Annotated in this window: 13 protein-coding genes; 12 read left to right on the forward strand and 1 reads right to left on the reverse strand. The window is 61.3% G+C overall.

Annotation, left to right across the window (positions count from 1 at the left end; all coding sequences use genetic code 11):
- Positions 1–69 precede the first annotated feature (69 nt).
- The 7 genes from mreC (at position 70) to tldD (ending at position 10,082) form a co-directional block, all read left to right on the forward strand.
- A complete protein-coding gene (gene mreC / locus K5K89_RS05320) occupies positions 70–1,170 on the forward strand; it encodes a rod shape-determining protein MreC (protein WP_083351538.1) in 1,101 nt (366 codons plus the stop codon).
- Positions 1,170–1,658, forward strand: coding sequence for a rod shape-determining protein MreD (gene mreD, locus K5K89_RS05325; RefSeq protein WP_071491139.1), 489 nt, complete (start codon positions 1,170–1,172; stop codon positions 1,656–1,658). Before mreC ends, mreD begins: the two co-directional genes overlap by 1 nt.
- 51 nt (positions 1,659–1,709) lie before the next feature.
- Positions 1,710–2,306, forward strand: coding sequence for a Maf family protein (locus tag K5K89_RS05330; protein WP_222540990.1), 597 nt, complete (start codon positions 1,710–1,712; stop codon positions 2,304–2,306).
- Between the two features lie 70 nt (positions 2,307–2,376).
- On the forward strand, positions 2,377–3,834 hold the full coding sequence (gene rng / locus K5K89_RS05335) for a ribonuclease G (RefSeq protein WP_071491141.1): 1,458 nt from the start codon (positions 2,377–2,379) through the stop codon (positions 3,832–3,834).
- A gap of 76 nt (positions 3,835–3,910) precedes the next feature.
- A complete protein-coding gene (locus K5K89_RS05340) occupies positions 3,911–7,726 on the forward strand; it encodes a YhdP family protein (RefSeq protein WP_222540991.1) in 3,816 nt (1,271 codons plus the stop codon).
- A 48-nt stretch (positions 7,727–7,774) separates the two neighbouring features.
- Positions 7,775–8,623 (forward strand): carbon-nitrogen hydrolase family protein, encoded by an 849-nt coding sequence (locus K5K89_RS05345; RefSeq protein WP_071491143.1) that lies wholly within the window; start codon positions 7,775–7,777, stop codon positions 8,621–8,623.
- Between the two features lie 16 nt (positions 8,624–8,639).
- Complete coding sequence (gene tldD / locus K5K89_RS05350; protein ID WP_071491144.1) at positions 8,640–10,082, forward strand: metalloprotease TldD; 1,443 nt, start codon at positions 8,640–8,642, stop codon at positions 10,080–10,082.
- A 45-nt stretch (positions 10,083–10,127) separates the two neighbouring features.
- On the opposite strand, the gene yjgA is transcribed toward tldD, so the two are convergent.
- A complete protein-coding gene (gene yjgA, locus K5K89_RS05355; protein ID WP_058423000.1) occupies positions 10,128–10,649 on the reverse strand; it encodes a ribosome biogenesis factor YjgA in 522 nt (173 codons plus the stop codon).
- Positions 10,650–10,757: 108 nt separating this feature from the next.
- Between yjgA and pmbA the strand changes: the two genes are divergently transcribed.
- The 5 genes from pmbA to K5K89_RS05380 all read left to right on the forward strand — a co-directional run bounded on the left by pmbA (position 10,758) and on the right by K5K89_RS05380 (position 15,090).
- Positions 10,758–12,104, forward strand: a complete 1,347-nt coding sequence (gene pmbA / locus K5K89_RS05360) for a metalloprotease PmbA (RefSeq protein ID WP_071491145.1) — start codon at positions 10,758–10,760, stop codon at positions 12,102–12,104.
- Positions 12,105–12,256: 152 nt separating this feature from the next.
- Positions 12,257–12,652: a FagA protein gene (locus K5K89_RS05365; RefSeq protein ID WP_071491146.1), complete on the forward strand. Its 396-nt coding sequence runs from the start codon at positions 12,257–12,259 to the stop codon at positions 12,650–12,652.
- Positions 12,645–14,021: a class II fumarate hydratase gene (locus K5K89_RS05370; RefSeq protein WP_071491147.1), complete on the forward strand. Its 1,377-nt coding sequence runs from the start codon at positions 12,645–12,647 to the stop codon at positions 14,019–14,021. The genes K5K89_RS05365 and K5K89_RS05370 overlap by 8 nt, the downstream gene beginning before the upstream one ends.
- A gap of 27 nt (positions 14,022–14,048) precedes the next feature.
- Positions 14,049–14,477: a hypothetical protein gene (locus K5K89_RS05375; protein ID WP_071491148.1), complete on the forward strand. Its 429-nt coding sequence runs from the start codon at positions 14,049–14,051 to the stop codon at positions 14,475–14,477.
- Between the two features lies 1 nt (position 14,478).
- Positions 14,479–15,090 (forward strand): superoxide dismutase, encoded by a 612-nt coding sequence (locus K5K89_RS05380; protein WP_071491149.1) that lies wholly within the window; start codon positions 14,479–14,481, stop codon positions 15,088–15,090.
- Position 15,091 lies beyond the last annotated feature (1 nt).

The raw sequence follows: 15,091 nt of genomic DNA on the forward strand, positions 1-15,091 counted from the left end.
TTCAATCTGCATCCAGGCCGGTTAGATGCCGTATGAATAAAGAGAACATTTGCCTGGGAGGAGCGGCTTATTAAACCGCTTTTCGCCAAAGGCCCCTCATTGGGCGTGCGCCTGTTGGTGCTGGTCGTGCTTTCGGTCGCGCTGATGGTGGTCGATGCCCGCTTTGCACTGCTCAAGCCCGTGCGCAGCCAGATGTCGCTGGTGTTGATGCAGACCTACTGGATCACCGACCTGCCGCAACGTCTGTTCCAGGGCGTGGCCAGCCAGTTCGGCAGCCGCACCGAGCTCGTCGCCGAGAACGAAAAACTCAAGACCGAAAACCTGCTGTTGCAGGGGCGTATGCAGAAGCTGGCGGCCCTCACCGAGCAGAACGTTCGGCTGCGCGAGTTGCTCAATTCTTCCGCACTGGTCAATGAAAAGGTCGAAGTGGCCGAGTTGATCGGCATGGACCCCAACCCCTTCACCCATCGCATCATCATCAACAAGGGTGAGCGCGACGGTGTGGTCCTCGGCCAGCCGGTGCTCGACGCCCGTGGCCTGATGGGCCAGGTGGTCGAGCTGATGCCTTACACCTCGCGGGTGTTGTTGCTGACGGATACTACCCACAGCATCCCGGTGCAGGTAAACCGCAACGGCCTGCGCGCGATTGCCAGCGGTACCGGCAACCCCGAGCGCCTGGAGTTGCGCCATGTGGCCGACACTGCCGACATCAAGGAAGGCGACTTGTTGGTCAGTTCCGGCCTCGGTCAGCGTTTCCCGGCCGGCTACCCGGTGGCGACGGTCAAGGAAGTGATCCACGATTCCGGCCAGCCATTTGCCATTGTGCGTGCCGTGCCGACTGCAGCCCTGAACCGCAGCCGCTACCTGCTGCTGGTATTCAGCGACAACCGCACCCCGGAAGAGCGCGCCAACGACGCCGCCCAGGCCCAGGAAGCAGAAGATAAGCGAAATGGCATCGCGCCGATCGTTCCTGCGACGGTGCCCAAGCCTGCATTCGTGGGGCCGCCCGCACCCGCCGCTGCCCCGGCCGCGCCTGTGGCCACGCCGGTCAAGCCGGCCGCCCACAACGCTCGCCCGGCCAAGCCGGCGGCGACCAAGCCACCGGCCGCCACGCCTGCAGCCAAGCCTCCAGCGGCCGCTGCGACCACCACGCGGCAGAGGGAAGAATAATGGCCGGTACTCATTCGCGTAACGGTTGGATCGTCTGGCTGACCTTTGCCATCGGTTTGTTGCTCAGCGTTTCGCCGCTGCCACAGTTCATGGAAATCCTGCGCCCGCTCTGGCTGGCGTTGCTGCTGGCGTTCTGGGCGCTGAACCTGCCGCACAAAGTCGGCATGGTCACGGCAATGTTCCTGGGCTTGGCGGAAGATGTGCTCTATGGCACCTTGCTGGGCCAGAACGCGTTGATCCTGACGTTGATCACTTTCCTGGTGCTGTCGTTGCAGCAGCGTTTGCGCATGTTCCCGATGTGGCAACAGTGCCTGGTGATCCTGGTGATCTTCGGCCTGGCACAACTGGTTCAGCTGTGGCTCAGTGCCTTGACCGGTAACCGCCAGCCCACCCTTGCGTTGGTGCTGCCGGCCCTGGTCAGTGCGTTGCTGTGGCCATGGGTCAGCTTCGGTCTGCGTGGGTTGCGTCGTCGCTACAAAATCAATTGAATGGATTGCGAGGCTCTGCCTGGTTATCGAGCCCTACAGGGAGAGTCTGCAATGAATTCGCTTTACCTGGCCTCGGGCTCTCCGAGGCGGCGTGAACTGTTGACCCAGATCGGTGTGCCCTTCACCGTGGTCAGCGCCGCTATTGATGAAACCCCTCTTACAAATGAATCCGCCGTTTCCTACGTCGAGCGCTTGGCGCGCGGTAAGGCTGCGGCGGGTTTTGCTGTGCTCTCAAATACGTCTGGCGCCTGTGTGCTGGGGGCTGATACGGCTGTGATCATTGATGGTCAGATCCTCGGTAAGCCCGTTGACCAGGCCGACGCCTTGGCGATGTTGATGGCCTTGTCGGGGCGTGAGCACGAGGTGCTCACCGCCATTGCCCTCACCGACGGCCAGCGCTGCGAGTGTATTTGTGTAAGCAGTCGTGTACGTTTTCGCGACATTTCTGTCGAGGAGGCTACAACCTACTGGCACAGTGGCGAACCCCAGGACAAGGCGGGCGGCTATGCTATCCAAGGCCTGGGCTCGGTGTTTGCAGCCGGGCTCAATGGCAGTTATTCGGCGGTCGTCGGCCTGCCGGTGTGCGAAACCGCACAACTGCTCCATCAATTCGGCATACCCTGTTGGCAAAATCTTACCGCGCGCTGATCGCCGTTCCCCAGCGCCCAGCCTTTAGCGATCGGTCACTATTGTGAAAACGCCTGAACGAGACCCAGCCATGAGTGAAGAGATTCTGATCAATATCACGCCGATGGAATCGCGCGTGGCGGTGGTAGAGAACGGTGTTCTGCAAGAAGTCCATGTTGAGCGCACCCAGAAGCGCGGGATCGTCGGCAATATCTACAAAGGCAAGGTGGTGCGTGTACTGCCGGGGATGCAAGCGGCATTCGTCGATATCGGCCTGGACCGTGCCGCATTTATCCATGCCTCGGAAATTTCCCTGCGCGAAGGCCCTGCCGTGGAAAGCATCAGTGCGCTGGTGCACGAAGGGCAGAGCCTGGTGGTGCAAGTCACCAAGGACCCCATCGGTTCCAAGGGCGCGCGCCTGACCACGCAGTTGTCGATCCCGTCGCGTTACCTGGTGTACATGCCGCGTACGGCGCATGTCGGCATTTCCTTGAAGATCGAAGACGAAGCCGAGCGTGAGCGCCTGAAGAAAGTGGTCAGCGATTGCGTAGCCGCCGAAGGCATCAAGGAGGCGGGCGGCTTTATTCTGCGCACCGCTGCCGAGGGCGCCGGCGCCGATGAAATCCTCATGGACATCCGCTACCTGCGGCGTCTGTGGGACCAGATCGACGCCCAGATCAAGACCATCGGTGCGCCCAGCGTCATTTATGAAGACCTGGGCCTGGCCCTGCGCACACTGCGCGACCTGGTCAGCCCGAAGATTGAGAAAATTCGCATCGACTCGCGGGAAACCTTCCAGCGCACTACGCAATTCGTCGCCGAACTGATGCCGGAAATTGCCGACCGCCTGGAGCACTACCCCGGCGAGCGACCGATCTTCGACCTGTATGGCGTCGAAGACGAAATCCAGAAAGCCCTGGAACGCAAGGTGCCGCTCAAGTCCGGCGGCTACCTGGTGGTGGACCCGGCGGAAGCCATGACCACCATCGACGTCAACACCGGTGCGTTCGTGGGCCATCGCAACCTCGAAGAAACCATCTTCAAGACCAACCTCGAAGCGGCTACCGCGATTGCTCGCCAACTGCGTCTGCGCAACCTGGGTGGCATCATCATCATCGACTTCATCGACATGGAAGACGAAGAGCACCAGCGCCAGGTGCTGCGGACCCTCGAGAAACAGCTGGAGCGTGATCACGCCAAGACCAACATTATCGGCATTACCGAGTTGGGCCTGGTGCAGATGACCCGCAAACGCACCCGAGAAAGCCTCGAGCAAGTGCTGTGCGAGCCGTGCAGCAGTTGCCAGGGGCGCGGTAAGTTGAAAACCCCGGAAACGGTTTGCTACGAGATTTTTCGCGAGATCCTGCGTGAAGCGCGTGCCTACCAGGCCGAAGGTTATAGAGTGCTTGCCAACCAGAAAGTGGTCGACCGACTGCTGGACGAAGAGTCCGGCAACGTTGCCGAGCTGGAGGGATTTATCGGGCGCACGATACGCTTCCAGGTTGAAACCATGTATTCCCAGGAACAATACGACGTGGTGCTGCTCTGATCCCCATTCGCTTTCCTTTTATGAGACAGGCAGGCCTTGATCTGCCGTCCGACTACTGCCTTGAGGGTCGCCTGACATGGAGCGTCTGATACGCTTTTTTGCCGCTTTGACCCGTTGGGGGCTGGGCCTCTGCGCGTTGTCGCTGGTATTGGCGGCGGTGTACGTGAGCCTGGGGCGTGAATTGACGCCACTGGTGGCCGAGTACCGTGCCGAAGTCGAAGCCAAGGCCCAGGCAGCCGTGGACATGCCTTTGCATATCGGCAGCCTCGAAGGCCGCTGGAGCGGCTTCGCGCCGGTATTGCTGGCCCATGATGTGATGCTGGGCGAGGGCAGCAGTGCCTTGCGCCTGGACCAGGTCGAGGTGGTGCCCGATGTCTGGGCCAGCCTGATGGCGCGCGAAGTGCGGATTGCCCACCTGCAAGTCAGTGGCCTGCAACTCAGCGTCAAGGAAGACAAGGACGGCAAGTGGGCCTTGCAAGGCCTGCCGGTTCAGGACGACCAGCCGCTGGACCCTGAGCAGTTGCTCACGAACATGCAGAAGGTCAAGCGCGTGTCACTGCTCGACAGCCAGGTGACACTGCAACCGTTCGACCAGGCGCCGGTGACCCTGACGTATGTCGGTCTGAACCTGCACACCGGCGTCACCCGCCAACGCCTGGATGCACGCCTGACCCTGCCCGATGGCCAGCCCCTCGCCATGAGCCTGCGCACCCGCATCCGCGCCAGCCAGTGGAAGGACGGCGAAGTCCAGGCTTATCTGAGCCTGCCCCAGAGTGACTGGGCCAGGTGGATCCCGGCGAAACTGACTCAACAGTGGAAGCTCACGCAGTTCAAGGCGGGCGGCGAATTCTGGCTGACCTGGGCCAAAGGCACCGTGCAGAGTGCGGTAGTGCGCCTCAACTCGCCACAGGTGAAGGGCCAATACGCCGAGCGCAAGCCTGTGCACATCGAAAACCTCGCGCTTACGGCCTACCTGCAACGCAGTGACACCGGTCTCAGCGTGCTGTTCGACTCGCTGGCGATGAGCCTGGGCGAGACTCGCTGGGAATCCCGCCTGCAATTGCGGCAGACCCTGGCCACCGACAAGGACCTGGAAGTCTGGAAGCTCCAGGCCGACCGCCTGGACCTGACGCCTATCACACCATTGCTCAATGCGCTGGCGCCGCTGCCGGAAGGTTTTGCCAAGACGGTCGAGCACCTCAAGGCCACTGGCCTGCTGCGTAATGTGCTGGTGGACTTCCGTCCCCAGGACACGACCGATAAGAAGGTCAGCTTCGCCGCCAACCTCGAACGCATCGGCTTCGATGCCTACTTCGGCGCACCGGCTGCGCGTAACGTGTCCGGCAGCATCAGCGGCGACTTGGGCCAGGGCGAGTTGCGCATGGACAGCAAGGACTTTTCCCTGCACCTCGACCCGATCTTCGCCAAGCCCTGGCAGTACCTCCAGGCCAATGCACGCCTGACGTGGAAGCTGGACAAAGAAGGCTTCACCCTGATCGCCCCTTACATCAAGGTGCTGGGCGAGGAGGGCAAGATCGCCGCCGACTTCCTGATCCGTCTGCATTACGACCACAACCAGGAAGACTACATGGACCTGCGGGTCGGTATGGTCGATGGCGACGGGCGCTTCACCCCCAAATACCTGCCGGCGGTGTTGAGCCCCGCCCTGGATGAATGGCTGCGTACCGCGATTCTCAAGGGCGCGGTGGATCAAGGCTTCTTCCAGTATCAGGGTTCGTTGAACCACGATGCGCTGCCGGCTTCACGCAATATCAGCCTGTTCTTCAAGGTGCATGATGCCGAGCTGGCGTTCCAGCCGGGCTGGCCTCATGTGAGCAAGGTCAACGGCGAAGTGTTTGTCGAGGAGAGCGGTGTGCGCATCCTGGCCAGCAAGGGCCAGTTGCTCGATACCAAGGTCAAGGACATCTACGTCAATATTCCCCATGCACCTGCGGGCAAGGACAGTCATCTGCTGCTTACGGGCGGTTTTGCCGGTGGCTTGGGCGACGGCCTGAAAATCCTTCAGGAAGCGCCGATCGGCACTGCGTCGACCTTTTCTGGCTGGAAGGGCGAGGGCGACCTGCAAGGCGGCCTTGACCTGGATATTCCGTTGGCCAAGGGCGCCGAACCGAAAATCGTGGTGGACTTCAAGACCGACAAGGCGCGCCTGCAATTGGCCGAGCCGCCCCTGGACCTGACCCAGCTCAAGGGCGAGTTCCGTTTCGACAGCGCCAAGGGCCTGAGTGGCCAGAACATCACCGCCCAGGCGTTTGATCGGCCGATCACCGCGCAGATCGTTGCCGACGGCAAGCCCGGCAATATCAGCACCCGTGTGAATGCCAAGGGTCAGGTTACGGTCAAGCGGCTGACCGACTGGTTGAAAATCAGCCAGCCGTTACCGGTATCCGGCGATATTCCGTACCAGTTGCAGGTGACCCTGGATGGCGCCGACAGCCAACTGATGGTCAGTTCCAACCTCAAGGGCGTGGCTGTGGACCTGCCGGCGCCGTTCGGCATGCCGGCCAGCCAGGGGCGTGACAGTGTGTTCCGCATGACCTTGCAGGGCGCCGAGCGCCGCTATTGGTTCGATTATGGCGAGCTGGCCAACTTTACCTTTGCTGCACCGCCGGACAAATTCAATGACGGGCGCGGCGAGCTGTTCCTCGGTGATGGCGATGCTGTGCTGCCGGGCGCCAAGGGCTTGCGCATTCGTGGGGTGCTGTCGGAGCTGGATATCGACCCGTGGAAGAAACTGGTGGATCGTTATGCGGGCAATGACCCGGGCGGGAGTGCAAAGGAATTGCTCTGCGGCGCTGACTTCAAGATCGGCAAGCTGACCGGTTTCGGCACGCAGTTCGATCAAGTCAATTTGCAACTGGACCGCAAGCCTGCGGCGTGGGGCGTGCAGCTCGACAGCCAGCAGGCCAAGGGCTCGGTCAACCTGCCGGACGCCAAGGGCGCGCCGATTGCGATCAACCTGCAGTACGTGAGGCTGCCGGCGATGGACCCAACGGTACAGGCGGATGAAAACGCGCCGGATCCCTTGGCGAACATCGACCCCAAGGATATTCCGGCGCTGGATATCGCCATTGACCAATTGTTCCAGGGCCCGGACCTGATCGGCGCCTGGTCGCTGAAAATCCGCCCGACCGCCAAGGGCCTGGCCTTCAACAACCTGGATCTGGGCCTCAAGGGTATGCAGCTCAAGGGTGCGGGTGGCTGGGAGGGCGCGGCGGGAGACAGCAGCAGCTGGTACAAGGGGCGCCTGGACGGCAAGAATATTGGCGATGTACTCAAGGGGTGGGGGTATGCGCCGACCGTCACCAGTCAGGATTTCCATCTGGATGTGGACGGCCGTTGGCCTGGTTCTCCGGCCTATGTAGGGCCCAAGCGTTTCTCCGGCAGCCTGGATGCGGCGTTCCGCAACGGCCAGTTCGTCGAAGTGGAAGGCGGAGCCCAGGCCCTGCGGGTATTCGGCCTGCTGAACTTCAACTCCATCGGGCGGCGGTTGCGCCTGGATTTCTCGGACCTGCTCGGCAAGGGTTTGAGCTATGACCGGGTCAAAGGCCTGCTGGCCGCCAGCAATGGCGTATTCGTGACCCGCGAACCGATCACCATGACGGGGCCGTCGAGCAACCTCGAGCTCAACGGTACCCTGGACCTGGTGGCTGACCGCGTCGATGCCAAGCTGCTGGTAACGCTTCCGGTGACCAACAACCTGCCGATCGCGGCGTTGATCGTGGGTGCGCCGGCCATTGGTGGTGCGTTGTTCCTGATCGACAAGCTGATCGGCGACCGTGTTTCACGCTTCGCCAGTGTCCAGTACAAGGTCGAAGGCCCGTGGAAGGACCCGAAAATCACCTTCGACAAGCCATTTGAAAAGCCAAACTGAGAGGCTGTGGAGTAGCATGGCCCCATGCCCTTTATGGAGTGTCGGCCCATGTCCTTTGCGGTAATTCAAATGGTCAGCCAGAGCGACGTGCTGGCCAACCTGGCCCAGGCCCGTCGCTTGCTGGAAGACGCAGCGGCTGGTGGTGCGAAGCTGGCGGTACTGCCGGAAAACTTCGCCGCCATGGGCCGTCGTGACGTGGCCGATATCGGCCGCGCCGAGGCGCTGGGCGAAGGCCCGATCCTGCCATGGTTGAAACAGACTGCTCGCGACCTCACCTTATGGATAGTGGCCGGTACTTTGCCATTGCCGCCCAAGGACCAACCGCACGCCAAGTCCAACGCCTGCTCGCTGCTGATCGATGATCAGGGCGAAATCGTTGCCCGTTACGACAAGCTGCACCTGTTCGATGTGGACGTTGCCGACGCTCGCGGGCGTTATCGCGAATCGGACGACTATGCTTTCGGGAGCAATGTGGTGGTGGCGGATACGCCGGTCGGCCGATTGGGCCTGACCGTGTGCTACGACCTGCGCTTCCCCGAGCTGTACAGCGAATTGCGCGCGGCGGGGGCTGAATTGATCACGGCGCCGTCGGCGTTTACCGCAGTGACCGGCGCCGCGCACTGGGATGTGCTGATTCGTGCACGGGCCATCGAGACCCAGTGCTATCTGCTGGCGGCCGCCCAGGGGGGTGTGCATCCGGGACCGCGGGAAACCTATGGCCATGCGGCGATTGTCGACCCCTGGGGGCGCGTGCTGACACAACAGGATCAAGGCGAAGCGGTGTTGCTGGCCGAACGCGATAGCAGTGAACAGGCGTCGATAAGGGCGCGCATGCCGGTGGTCAGCCATCGGCGCTTTTTCTCGCAGGGCGCACAGCGACCTGCTTCGGAACGATGAATTTAAGGCCATACCTATGAGCGAGTTGTTGTCCTCAGTCAGTGAACACCTCCTGGCACCCGGTGGCGTGACCATCGAAAGCTTGCAAACCGTGCTGGGCGATCTTGCCGGGCCGGGCATCGACGCGGCCGACCTGTATTTCCAGGGGCAGATTTCCGAGTCCTGGGCGTTGGAAGACGGCATCGTCAAGGAAGGCAGTTTCAACCTTGACCAGGGTGTGGGCGTGCGGGCGCAGTCCGGTGAGAAAACCGGTTTTGCCTACAGCAATGCGATCACCCTGGAGGCTTTGGGCCTGGCCGCACGTGCCGCACGCTCGATCTCCCGTGCCGGGCAAAACGGCACGGTGCAGGCGTTCAGCACCCAGGATGTGACCCAGTTGTACGGGCCGGACAACCCGTTGGAAGTGATGACCCGTGCCGAGAAAGTCGACTTGCTCAAGCGTGTCGATGCCGCGACCCGTGCATTGGACCCGCGTATCCAGCAGGTCACCGTGAGCATGGCCGGCGTGTGGGAGCGCATCCTGGTGGCGTCCACCGATGGCGGCCTGGCGGCGGATGTGCGGCCGCTGGTGCGCTTCAACGTGAGTGTGATCGTCGAGCAGAACGGCCGCCGCGAGCGCGGCGGCCATGGCGGCGGCGGGCGTACCGACTATCGTTATTTCCTCACCGATGACCGTGCCATGGGCTATGCCCGTGAAGCGCTGCGCCAGGCGCTGGTCAACCTGGAAGCCATCCCGGCACCGGCAGGTACATTGCCGGTGGTACTGGGCTCGGGTTGGTCCGGCGTATTGCTGCACGAAGCAGTCGGCCACGGCCTGGAAGGTGACTTCAACCGCAAGGGCAGTTCGGCCTACAGCGGGCGCATGGGCGAGATGGTTGCGTCCAGGCTCTGTACCATCGTGGATGACGGCACCCTGGCCGGGCGCCGTGGCTCGCTGAGCGTCGACGACGAAGGCACGCCGACCGAGTGCACCACCCTGATCGAAAACGGTGTGCTCAAGGGCTACATGCAAGACAAGCTCAACGCCCGCCTGATGGGCGTGGCGCGTACCGGTAATGGTCGTCGTGAATCCTATGCGCACCTGCCGATGCCGCGCATGACCAACACCTACATGCTGGGTGGCGAAAGCGATCCGGCTGAAATCATCGCCTCGGTGAAGCGCGGCATCTACTGCGCCAACCTCGGGGGCGGCCAGGTGGATATCACCAGCGGCAAGTTCGTGTTCTCCACCAGCGAGGCTTACCTGATCGAAGACGGCAAGATCACCGCGCCGGTCAAAGGCGCAACCTTGATCGGTAACGGTCCGGAAGCCATGAGCAAGGTGTCGATGGTCGGTAACGACCTGTCGCTGGACAGCGGCGTGGGCACATGCGGGAAAGATGGGCAGTCGGTACCGGTGGGTGTCGGCCAGCCAACGCTGAAGATTGATGCGATCACCGTGGGTGGCACGGGGTCTTAAGCGGTGGAGCTTCGGGTGGCGAAGGCCGCCACCCGGGGAAGGGCATCAACGCAGGCCGCGTTGAGTCTCGTCCAGCTCACGGATGTACTTGAAGATTTTACGGCTGGTGGCCGGCGCCTTGTTATGCGCCAGCTCGTGCTGGGCCTGACGGATCAGGGAGCGCAGTTGCTGGCGGTCCGCGTCCGGGTAGTCCAGCACGAATTTCTCCAGCACCGCGTCATCGCCCGAGATCAGGCGGTCACGCCAACGTTCCAGGTTATGGAAGCGTTCGTTGTACTGGCGAGTGGAGGCATCGGTTTGATCGAGCAAAGTCAGAATGGCGTCGATGTCCTGGTCGCGCATCAGCTTGCCGATAAACATGATGTGCCGTTTGCGCGCGATATTCGCGGTGTGCTTGGGCGCATCGGCCAGGGCCCGGCGCATTTCGTCGGTCAGTGGCAGTTTTGCAATCAAATCTTTTTTGAGCGTTGTAAGGCGCTCGCCGAGGTCAACCAGCGCATGCAGCTCGCGTTTGACCTGGGTTTTGCTTTTCTCCCCATCGAGGGAGTCGTCGTAAGAATCAACCATGGTGGCAGTCCGCAAAGAAACGCCGCCATGATAACCAGTCGGGGGCCGCTTGTCCGGCCCGGTCGCTCGATGGCCTTAACCGAAAGCAGAATTTGAGTGGAGAAAACCATGAGTGCAGCCCAAAGCGTCGGTCCGCAAGCGTTACCGGCACTGCAGGAACAAGTCGAGCAGATCCTTGCCGAGGCCAAGCGCCAAGGCGCCAGTGCCTGTGAGGTGGCGGTGTCGCTGGAGCAGGGGCTGTCGACGTCGGTGCGCCAGCGGGAAGTGGAAACTGTCGAGTTCAATCGTGACCAGGGCTTCGGCATCACCTTGTATGTGGGGCAGCGCAAAGGTTCGGCCAGCACCTCGGCCAGTGGCCCGGAAGCGATTCGCGAGACAGTCGCCGCTGCGCTGGCGATTGCCAAGCACACGTCCGAGGATGAAAGCTCGGGCCTGGCCGACAAGGCGCTGATGGCCAAGGAGCTGAAGGACTTCGATCTGTTCCACGCCTGGGATATCACGCCGGAGCAGGCCATCGAGCAGGCGCTGACCTGCGAAGCCGCTGCGTTCGACGCCGATGCCCGCATCAAGAACGCTGATGGCACCACGTTGAGTACTCATCAGGGCTGCCGCGTATATGGCAACAGCCATGGTTTCATCGGTGGTTATGCGTCCACTCGCCATAGCCTGAGCTGCGTGATGATCGCCGAGGCCAACGGCCAGATGCAGCGCGATTACTGGTATGACGTGAACCGCCAGGGCGATTTGCTGGCTGACCCGGTCAGCATTGGCCAGCGCGCTGCGCAGCGTGCGGCGAGCCGCCTGGGCGCGCGCCCGGTGCCAACCTGCGAGGTGCCGGTGTTGTTTTCGGCGGAGTTGGCCGGCGGCTTGTTCGGCAGTTTCCTGGGGGCGATTTCCGGCGGCAACCTGTACCGCAAGTCGTCGTTCCTTGAAGGTGCGATCGGCCAGAAGCTGTTCCCCGAATGGCTGACCATCGATGAGCGTCCGCACCTGATGCGCGCCATGGGCAGTTCGGCGTTCGACGGTGATGGTCTGGCCACGTATGCCAAGCCGTTTGTCGAGAACGGGGAATTGGTGTCCTACGTATTGGGCACTTACGCCGGTCGTAAATTGGGCCTGCCAAGCACCGCAAACTCCGGTGGCGTGCACAACTTGTTCGTTACCCATGGTGATGAAGACCAGGCGGCGCTGCTGCGGCGCATGGGGCGTGGCCTGCTGGTGACCGAGTTGATGGGCCATGGCCTGAATATGGTTACGGGCGACTACTCCCGTGGTGCAGCGGGTTTCTGGGTGGAAAACGGCGAGATTCAGTTTGCCGTTCAAGAGGTGACGATTGCCGGCAACATGCGCGATATGTTCAAGCAGATCGTCGCTGTCGGAAACGACTTGGAGTTGCGTAGCAATATCCGCACGGGTTCGGTGTTGATCGAGCGGATGACCGTCGCCGGCAGCTGATCCTTCAGACGCGCTTCAACAAGAAGGCGCGCCATCTTTATAGATGGCGCGCCTTTTTTTGTGGCTGCGTGTCAGGAGGATTATCCTGCTACTCTTGTTTTGATTCTCAATATCATTTAATAATAAATATCATTACCGAGTGAGCGTGGATCATGAGTTCTGTCCTGCATGAGGATCCTTACCTGGAGAGCTGGCGCTGGATGAGTCGCCAGATTCGTTGCGGCCTCGACCCCAACGAGCCGCGCCTGATCGAACACTACCTCAACGAGGGTCGATACCTGGCGTGCTGCACCGCGACCCATCCGTGGACGATCGCTGAAACCTCATTCCGCCTGTTGCTCGACACTGCCAGCGATATTGCACTGCCGTGGCATTGGCGTTCCCTGTGCCTGGACCAGGCCTGGCGCCCGCTGCGCGACCTGGAAAAACTCTCCCACTGTGCCTGCCGGCTCAAGCGCTGGCAGACCTTTGCCTGGCAATTGGCGACCTGCGAATTGCTGCCTTCCATTTCTGTTTCTGACCTGGTGCAAGGATCTAACGATGAGTAACACCCGTATCGAACGCGACAGCATGGGCGAACTGCAGGTGCCTGCCGAAGCCTTGTATGGCGCACAAACCCAGCGCGCGGTGAACAACTTCCCCATCAGTCATCAACGTATGCCCGCGCAATTCATTCGCGCTCTGATCCTGGCAAAGGCAGCTGCTGCCAAGGTTAACGTTGATCTCAAGCAGATCAGCGAAGGGCAGGGCAAGGCCATCGTCGATGCCGCCCAAGGCTTGCTGGAAGGCGACTTCATGCAGCACTTCCCGGTGGACATCTTCCAGACCGGCTCCGGCACCAGCTCCAACATGAACGCCAACGAAGTGATTGCAACCCTTGCCAGCCGCTTGCTGGGTGAGCCGGTCAACCCAAATGACCACGTGAATTGCGGCCAAAGCAGCAACGACATCATTCCGACCACGATCCACGTCAGCGCCGCGCTGGTGCTGCATGAGCAAACACTGCCCGCACTGTTGCATCTGGTGCAGGTGATCGAGCAGAAGGCGCAAGAGGTTCACCCGTTCATCAAGACTGGCCGCACTCACTTGATGGACGCCATGCCGGTGCGCATGAGCCAGGTGCTCAACGGTTGGGCGCAGCAGCTCAAGGCCAATATCGGGCATTTGCAGGACCTTCTGCCGAGTTTGCAAGCGTTGGCTCAGGGCGGTACTGCGGTCGGCACCGGAATCAACGCACACCCGGAATTCGCGGTGCGTTTCAGTCAGCAATTGAGCAGCCTGACCAGTGTGAAATTCACTCCGGGCAAGAACCTCTTCGCCCTGATTGGCTCCCAGGACACCGCCGTCGCTGTGTCCGGGCAGTTGAAAGCCACCGCCGTGTCGCTGATGAAAATCGCCAACGACCTGCGCTGGATGAACTCCGGCCCACTCGCAGGCCTGGGGGAAATCGAGCTGGAAGGCCTGCAGCCTGGTTCGTCGATCATGCCCGGCAAGGTCAACCCGGTGATCCCTGAAGCCACCGCGATGGTGGCCGCACAAGTCATCGGCAACGACACGGTCATCACGGTCGCCGGCCAGTCGGGCAACTTCGAACTGAACGTGATGCTGCCGATCATCGCCAATAACCTGCTCAGCAGCCTCGAGTTGCTGGCCAACTCCAGTCGTTTGCTGGCAGACAAGGCCATTGCCAGCTTCAAGGTCAATGAGGCCAAGCTCAAGGAAGCGCTGTCGCGCAACCCGATCCTGGTCACCGCACTCAACCCGATCATCGGTTACCAAAAGGCCGCTGAAATCGCCAAGAAGGCCTATCAGCAGGGCCGTCCGGTGATTGATGTGGCCCTTGAGCACACCGACTTGCCGCGCAGCCAACTGGAAATCCTGCTGGATCCGGAAAAGCTCACGGCCGGCGGCGTGTAATCACCGACTCTGCTTTGGAGGCTCACCATGGAGCACTGGAAACGCACGATCGAACGGGCCAATCGCTGCTTTATGGCGGGTGAATTGGTTGACGCTCGCGAGGCTTACTTACAAGCCCTGGCCCTCGCCCAAGTGCTGTTCGAGCGCTGGGCGGATGCCGACGAAGCAGTGGCGGCTTGCGTCATTTCCCATCACAACCTGGCCGACCTGCACCTGCGGCTGAACCAGCCGGAAGAAAGCGCGGAATACCTTTGCGCTATCCACCAGCGTCTGTTGCAGACCATGCAGGACCCGCGCCTGAGCCCGCAGTTGCGGGAAGCGGCGCTGCGCCAGAGCAGCAAAACCTATGTCGAACTGTTGAATTTCATCAGCGATCACGGCGAATACCCTCGCACCCATCGCTTGCTGGGCGGTACTGCGGCGCAGCTCGCCACGCCCCACTACGGAGCACATTGAAATGACTTACACCTTGCCTGCCTTGCCTTACGCGTATGACGCCCTGGAACCGCATATCGATGCGCAAACCATGGAGATTCACTACACCAAGCACCACCAGACTTACATCAATAACCTCAACGCGGCGGTCGAAGGCACCGAGTTCGCGGGCTGGCCGGTCGAGAAACTGGTGTCCAGCGTGCAGCAACTGCCGGAAAAACTGCGCGCAGCGGTGATCAATCAGGGCGGCGGCCATGCCAACCACTCGTTGTTCTGGGCGGTGATGTCGCCCAAAGGCGGTGGCAAGCCCGAAGGTGCGTTGGGCAAAGCCCTCGACGAACAGTTGGGTGGTTTTGAGAGTTTCAAGGAAGCCTTCACCAAAGCCGCTTTGACGCGCTTCGGAAGCGGTTGGGCCTGGTTGAGCGTCACCCCGCAAAAGACTCTGGTGGTGGAGAGCAGTGGTAATCAAGACAGTCCATTGATGAACGGCAATACACCGATCCTCGGTCTGGACGTCTGGGAGCATGCCTACTACCTGCTGTACCAGAACCGCCGCCCCGAATACATCAATGCCTTCTACAGTGTTATCAACTGGCCAGAAGTTGCCGCCCGCTATCAGGCCGCTTTGGCCTGAA

The organism is Pseudomonas sp. DR208 (assembly GCF_019823005.1).
GTDB classification, from domain to species: domain Bacteria; phylum Pseudomonadota; class Gammaproteobacteria; order Pseudomonadales; family Pseudomonadaceae; genus Aquipseudomonas; species Aquipseudomonas extremorientalis.

Coding starts and splice junctions, on each gene's coding strand:
- mreD (WP_071491139.1), top strand. CDS start 1,170: ATGGCCGGTACTCATTCGCGTAACGGTTGGATCGTCTGGCTGACCTTT.
- K5K89_RS05330 (WP_222540990.1), top strand. CDS start 1,710: ATGAATTCGCTTTACCTGGCCTCGGGCTCTCCGAGGCGGCGTGAACTG.
- rng (WP_071491141.1), top strand. CDS start 2,377: ATGAGTGAAGAGATTCTGATCAATATCACGCCGATGGAATCGCGCGTG.
- K5K89_RS05340 (WP_222540991.1), top strand. CDS start 3,911: ATGGAGCGTCTGATACGCTTTTTTGCCGCTTTGACCCGTTGGGGGCTG.
- K5K89_RS05345 (WP_071491143.1), top strand. CDS start 7,775: ATGTCCTTTGCGGTAATTCAAATGGTCAGCCAGAGCGACGTGCTGGCC.
- tldD (WP_071491144.1), top strand. CDS start 8,640: ATGAGCGAGTTGTTGTCCTCAGTCAGTGAACACCTCCTGGCACCCGGT.
- yjgA (WP_058423000.1), bottom strand. CDS start 10,649: ATGGTTGATTCTTACGACGACTCCCTCGATGGGGAGAAAAGCAAAACC.
- pmbA (WP_071491145.1), top strand. CDS start 10,758: ATGAGTGCAGCCCAAAGCGTCGGTCCGCAAGCGTTACCGGCACTGCAG.
- K5K89_RS05365 (WP_071491146.1), top strand. CDS start 12,257: ATGAGTTCTGTCCTGCATGAGGATCCTTACCTGGAGAGCTGGCGCTGG.
- K5K89_RS05370 (WP_071491147.1), top strand. CDS start 12,645: ATGAGTAACACCCGTATCGAACGCGACAGCATGGGCGAACTGCAGGTG.
- K5K89_RS05375 (WP_071491148.1), top strand. CDS start 14,049: ATGGAGCACTGGAAACGCACGATCGAACGGGCCAATCGCTGCTTTATG.
- K5K89_RS05380 (WP_071491149.1), top strand. CDS start 14,479: ATGACTTACACCTTGCCTGCCTTGCCTTACGCGTATGACGCCCTGGAA.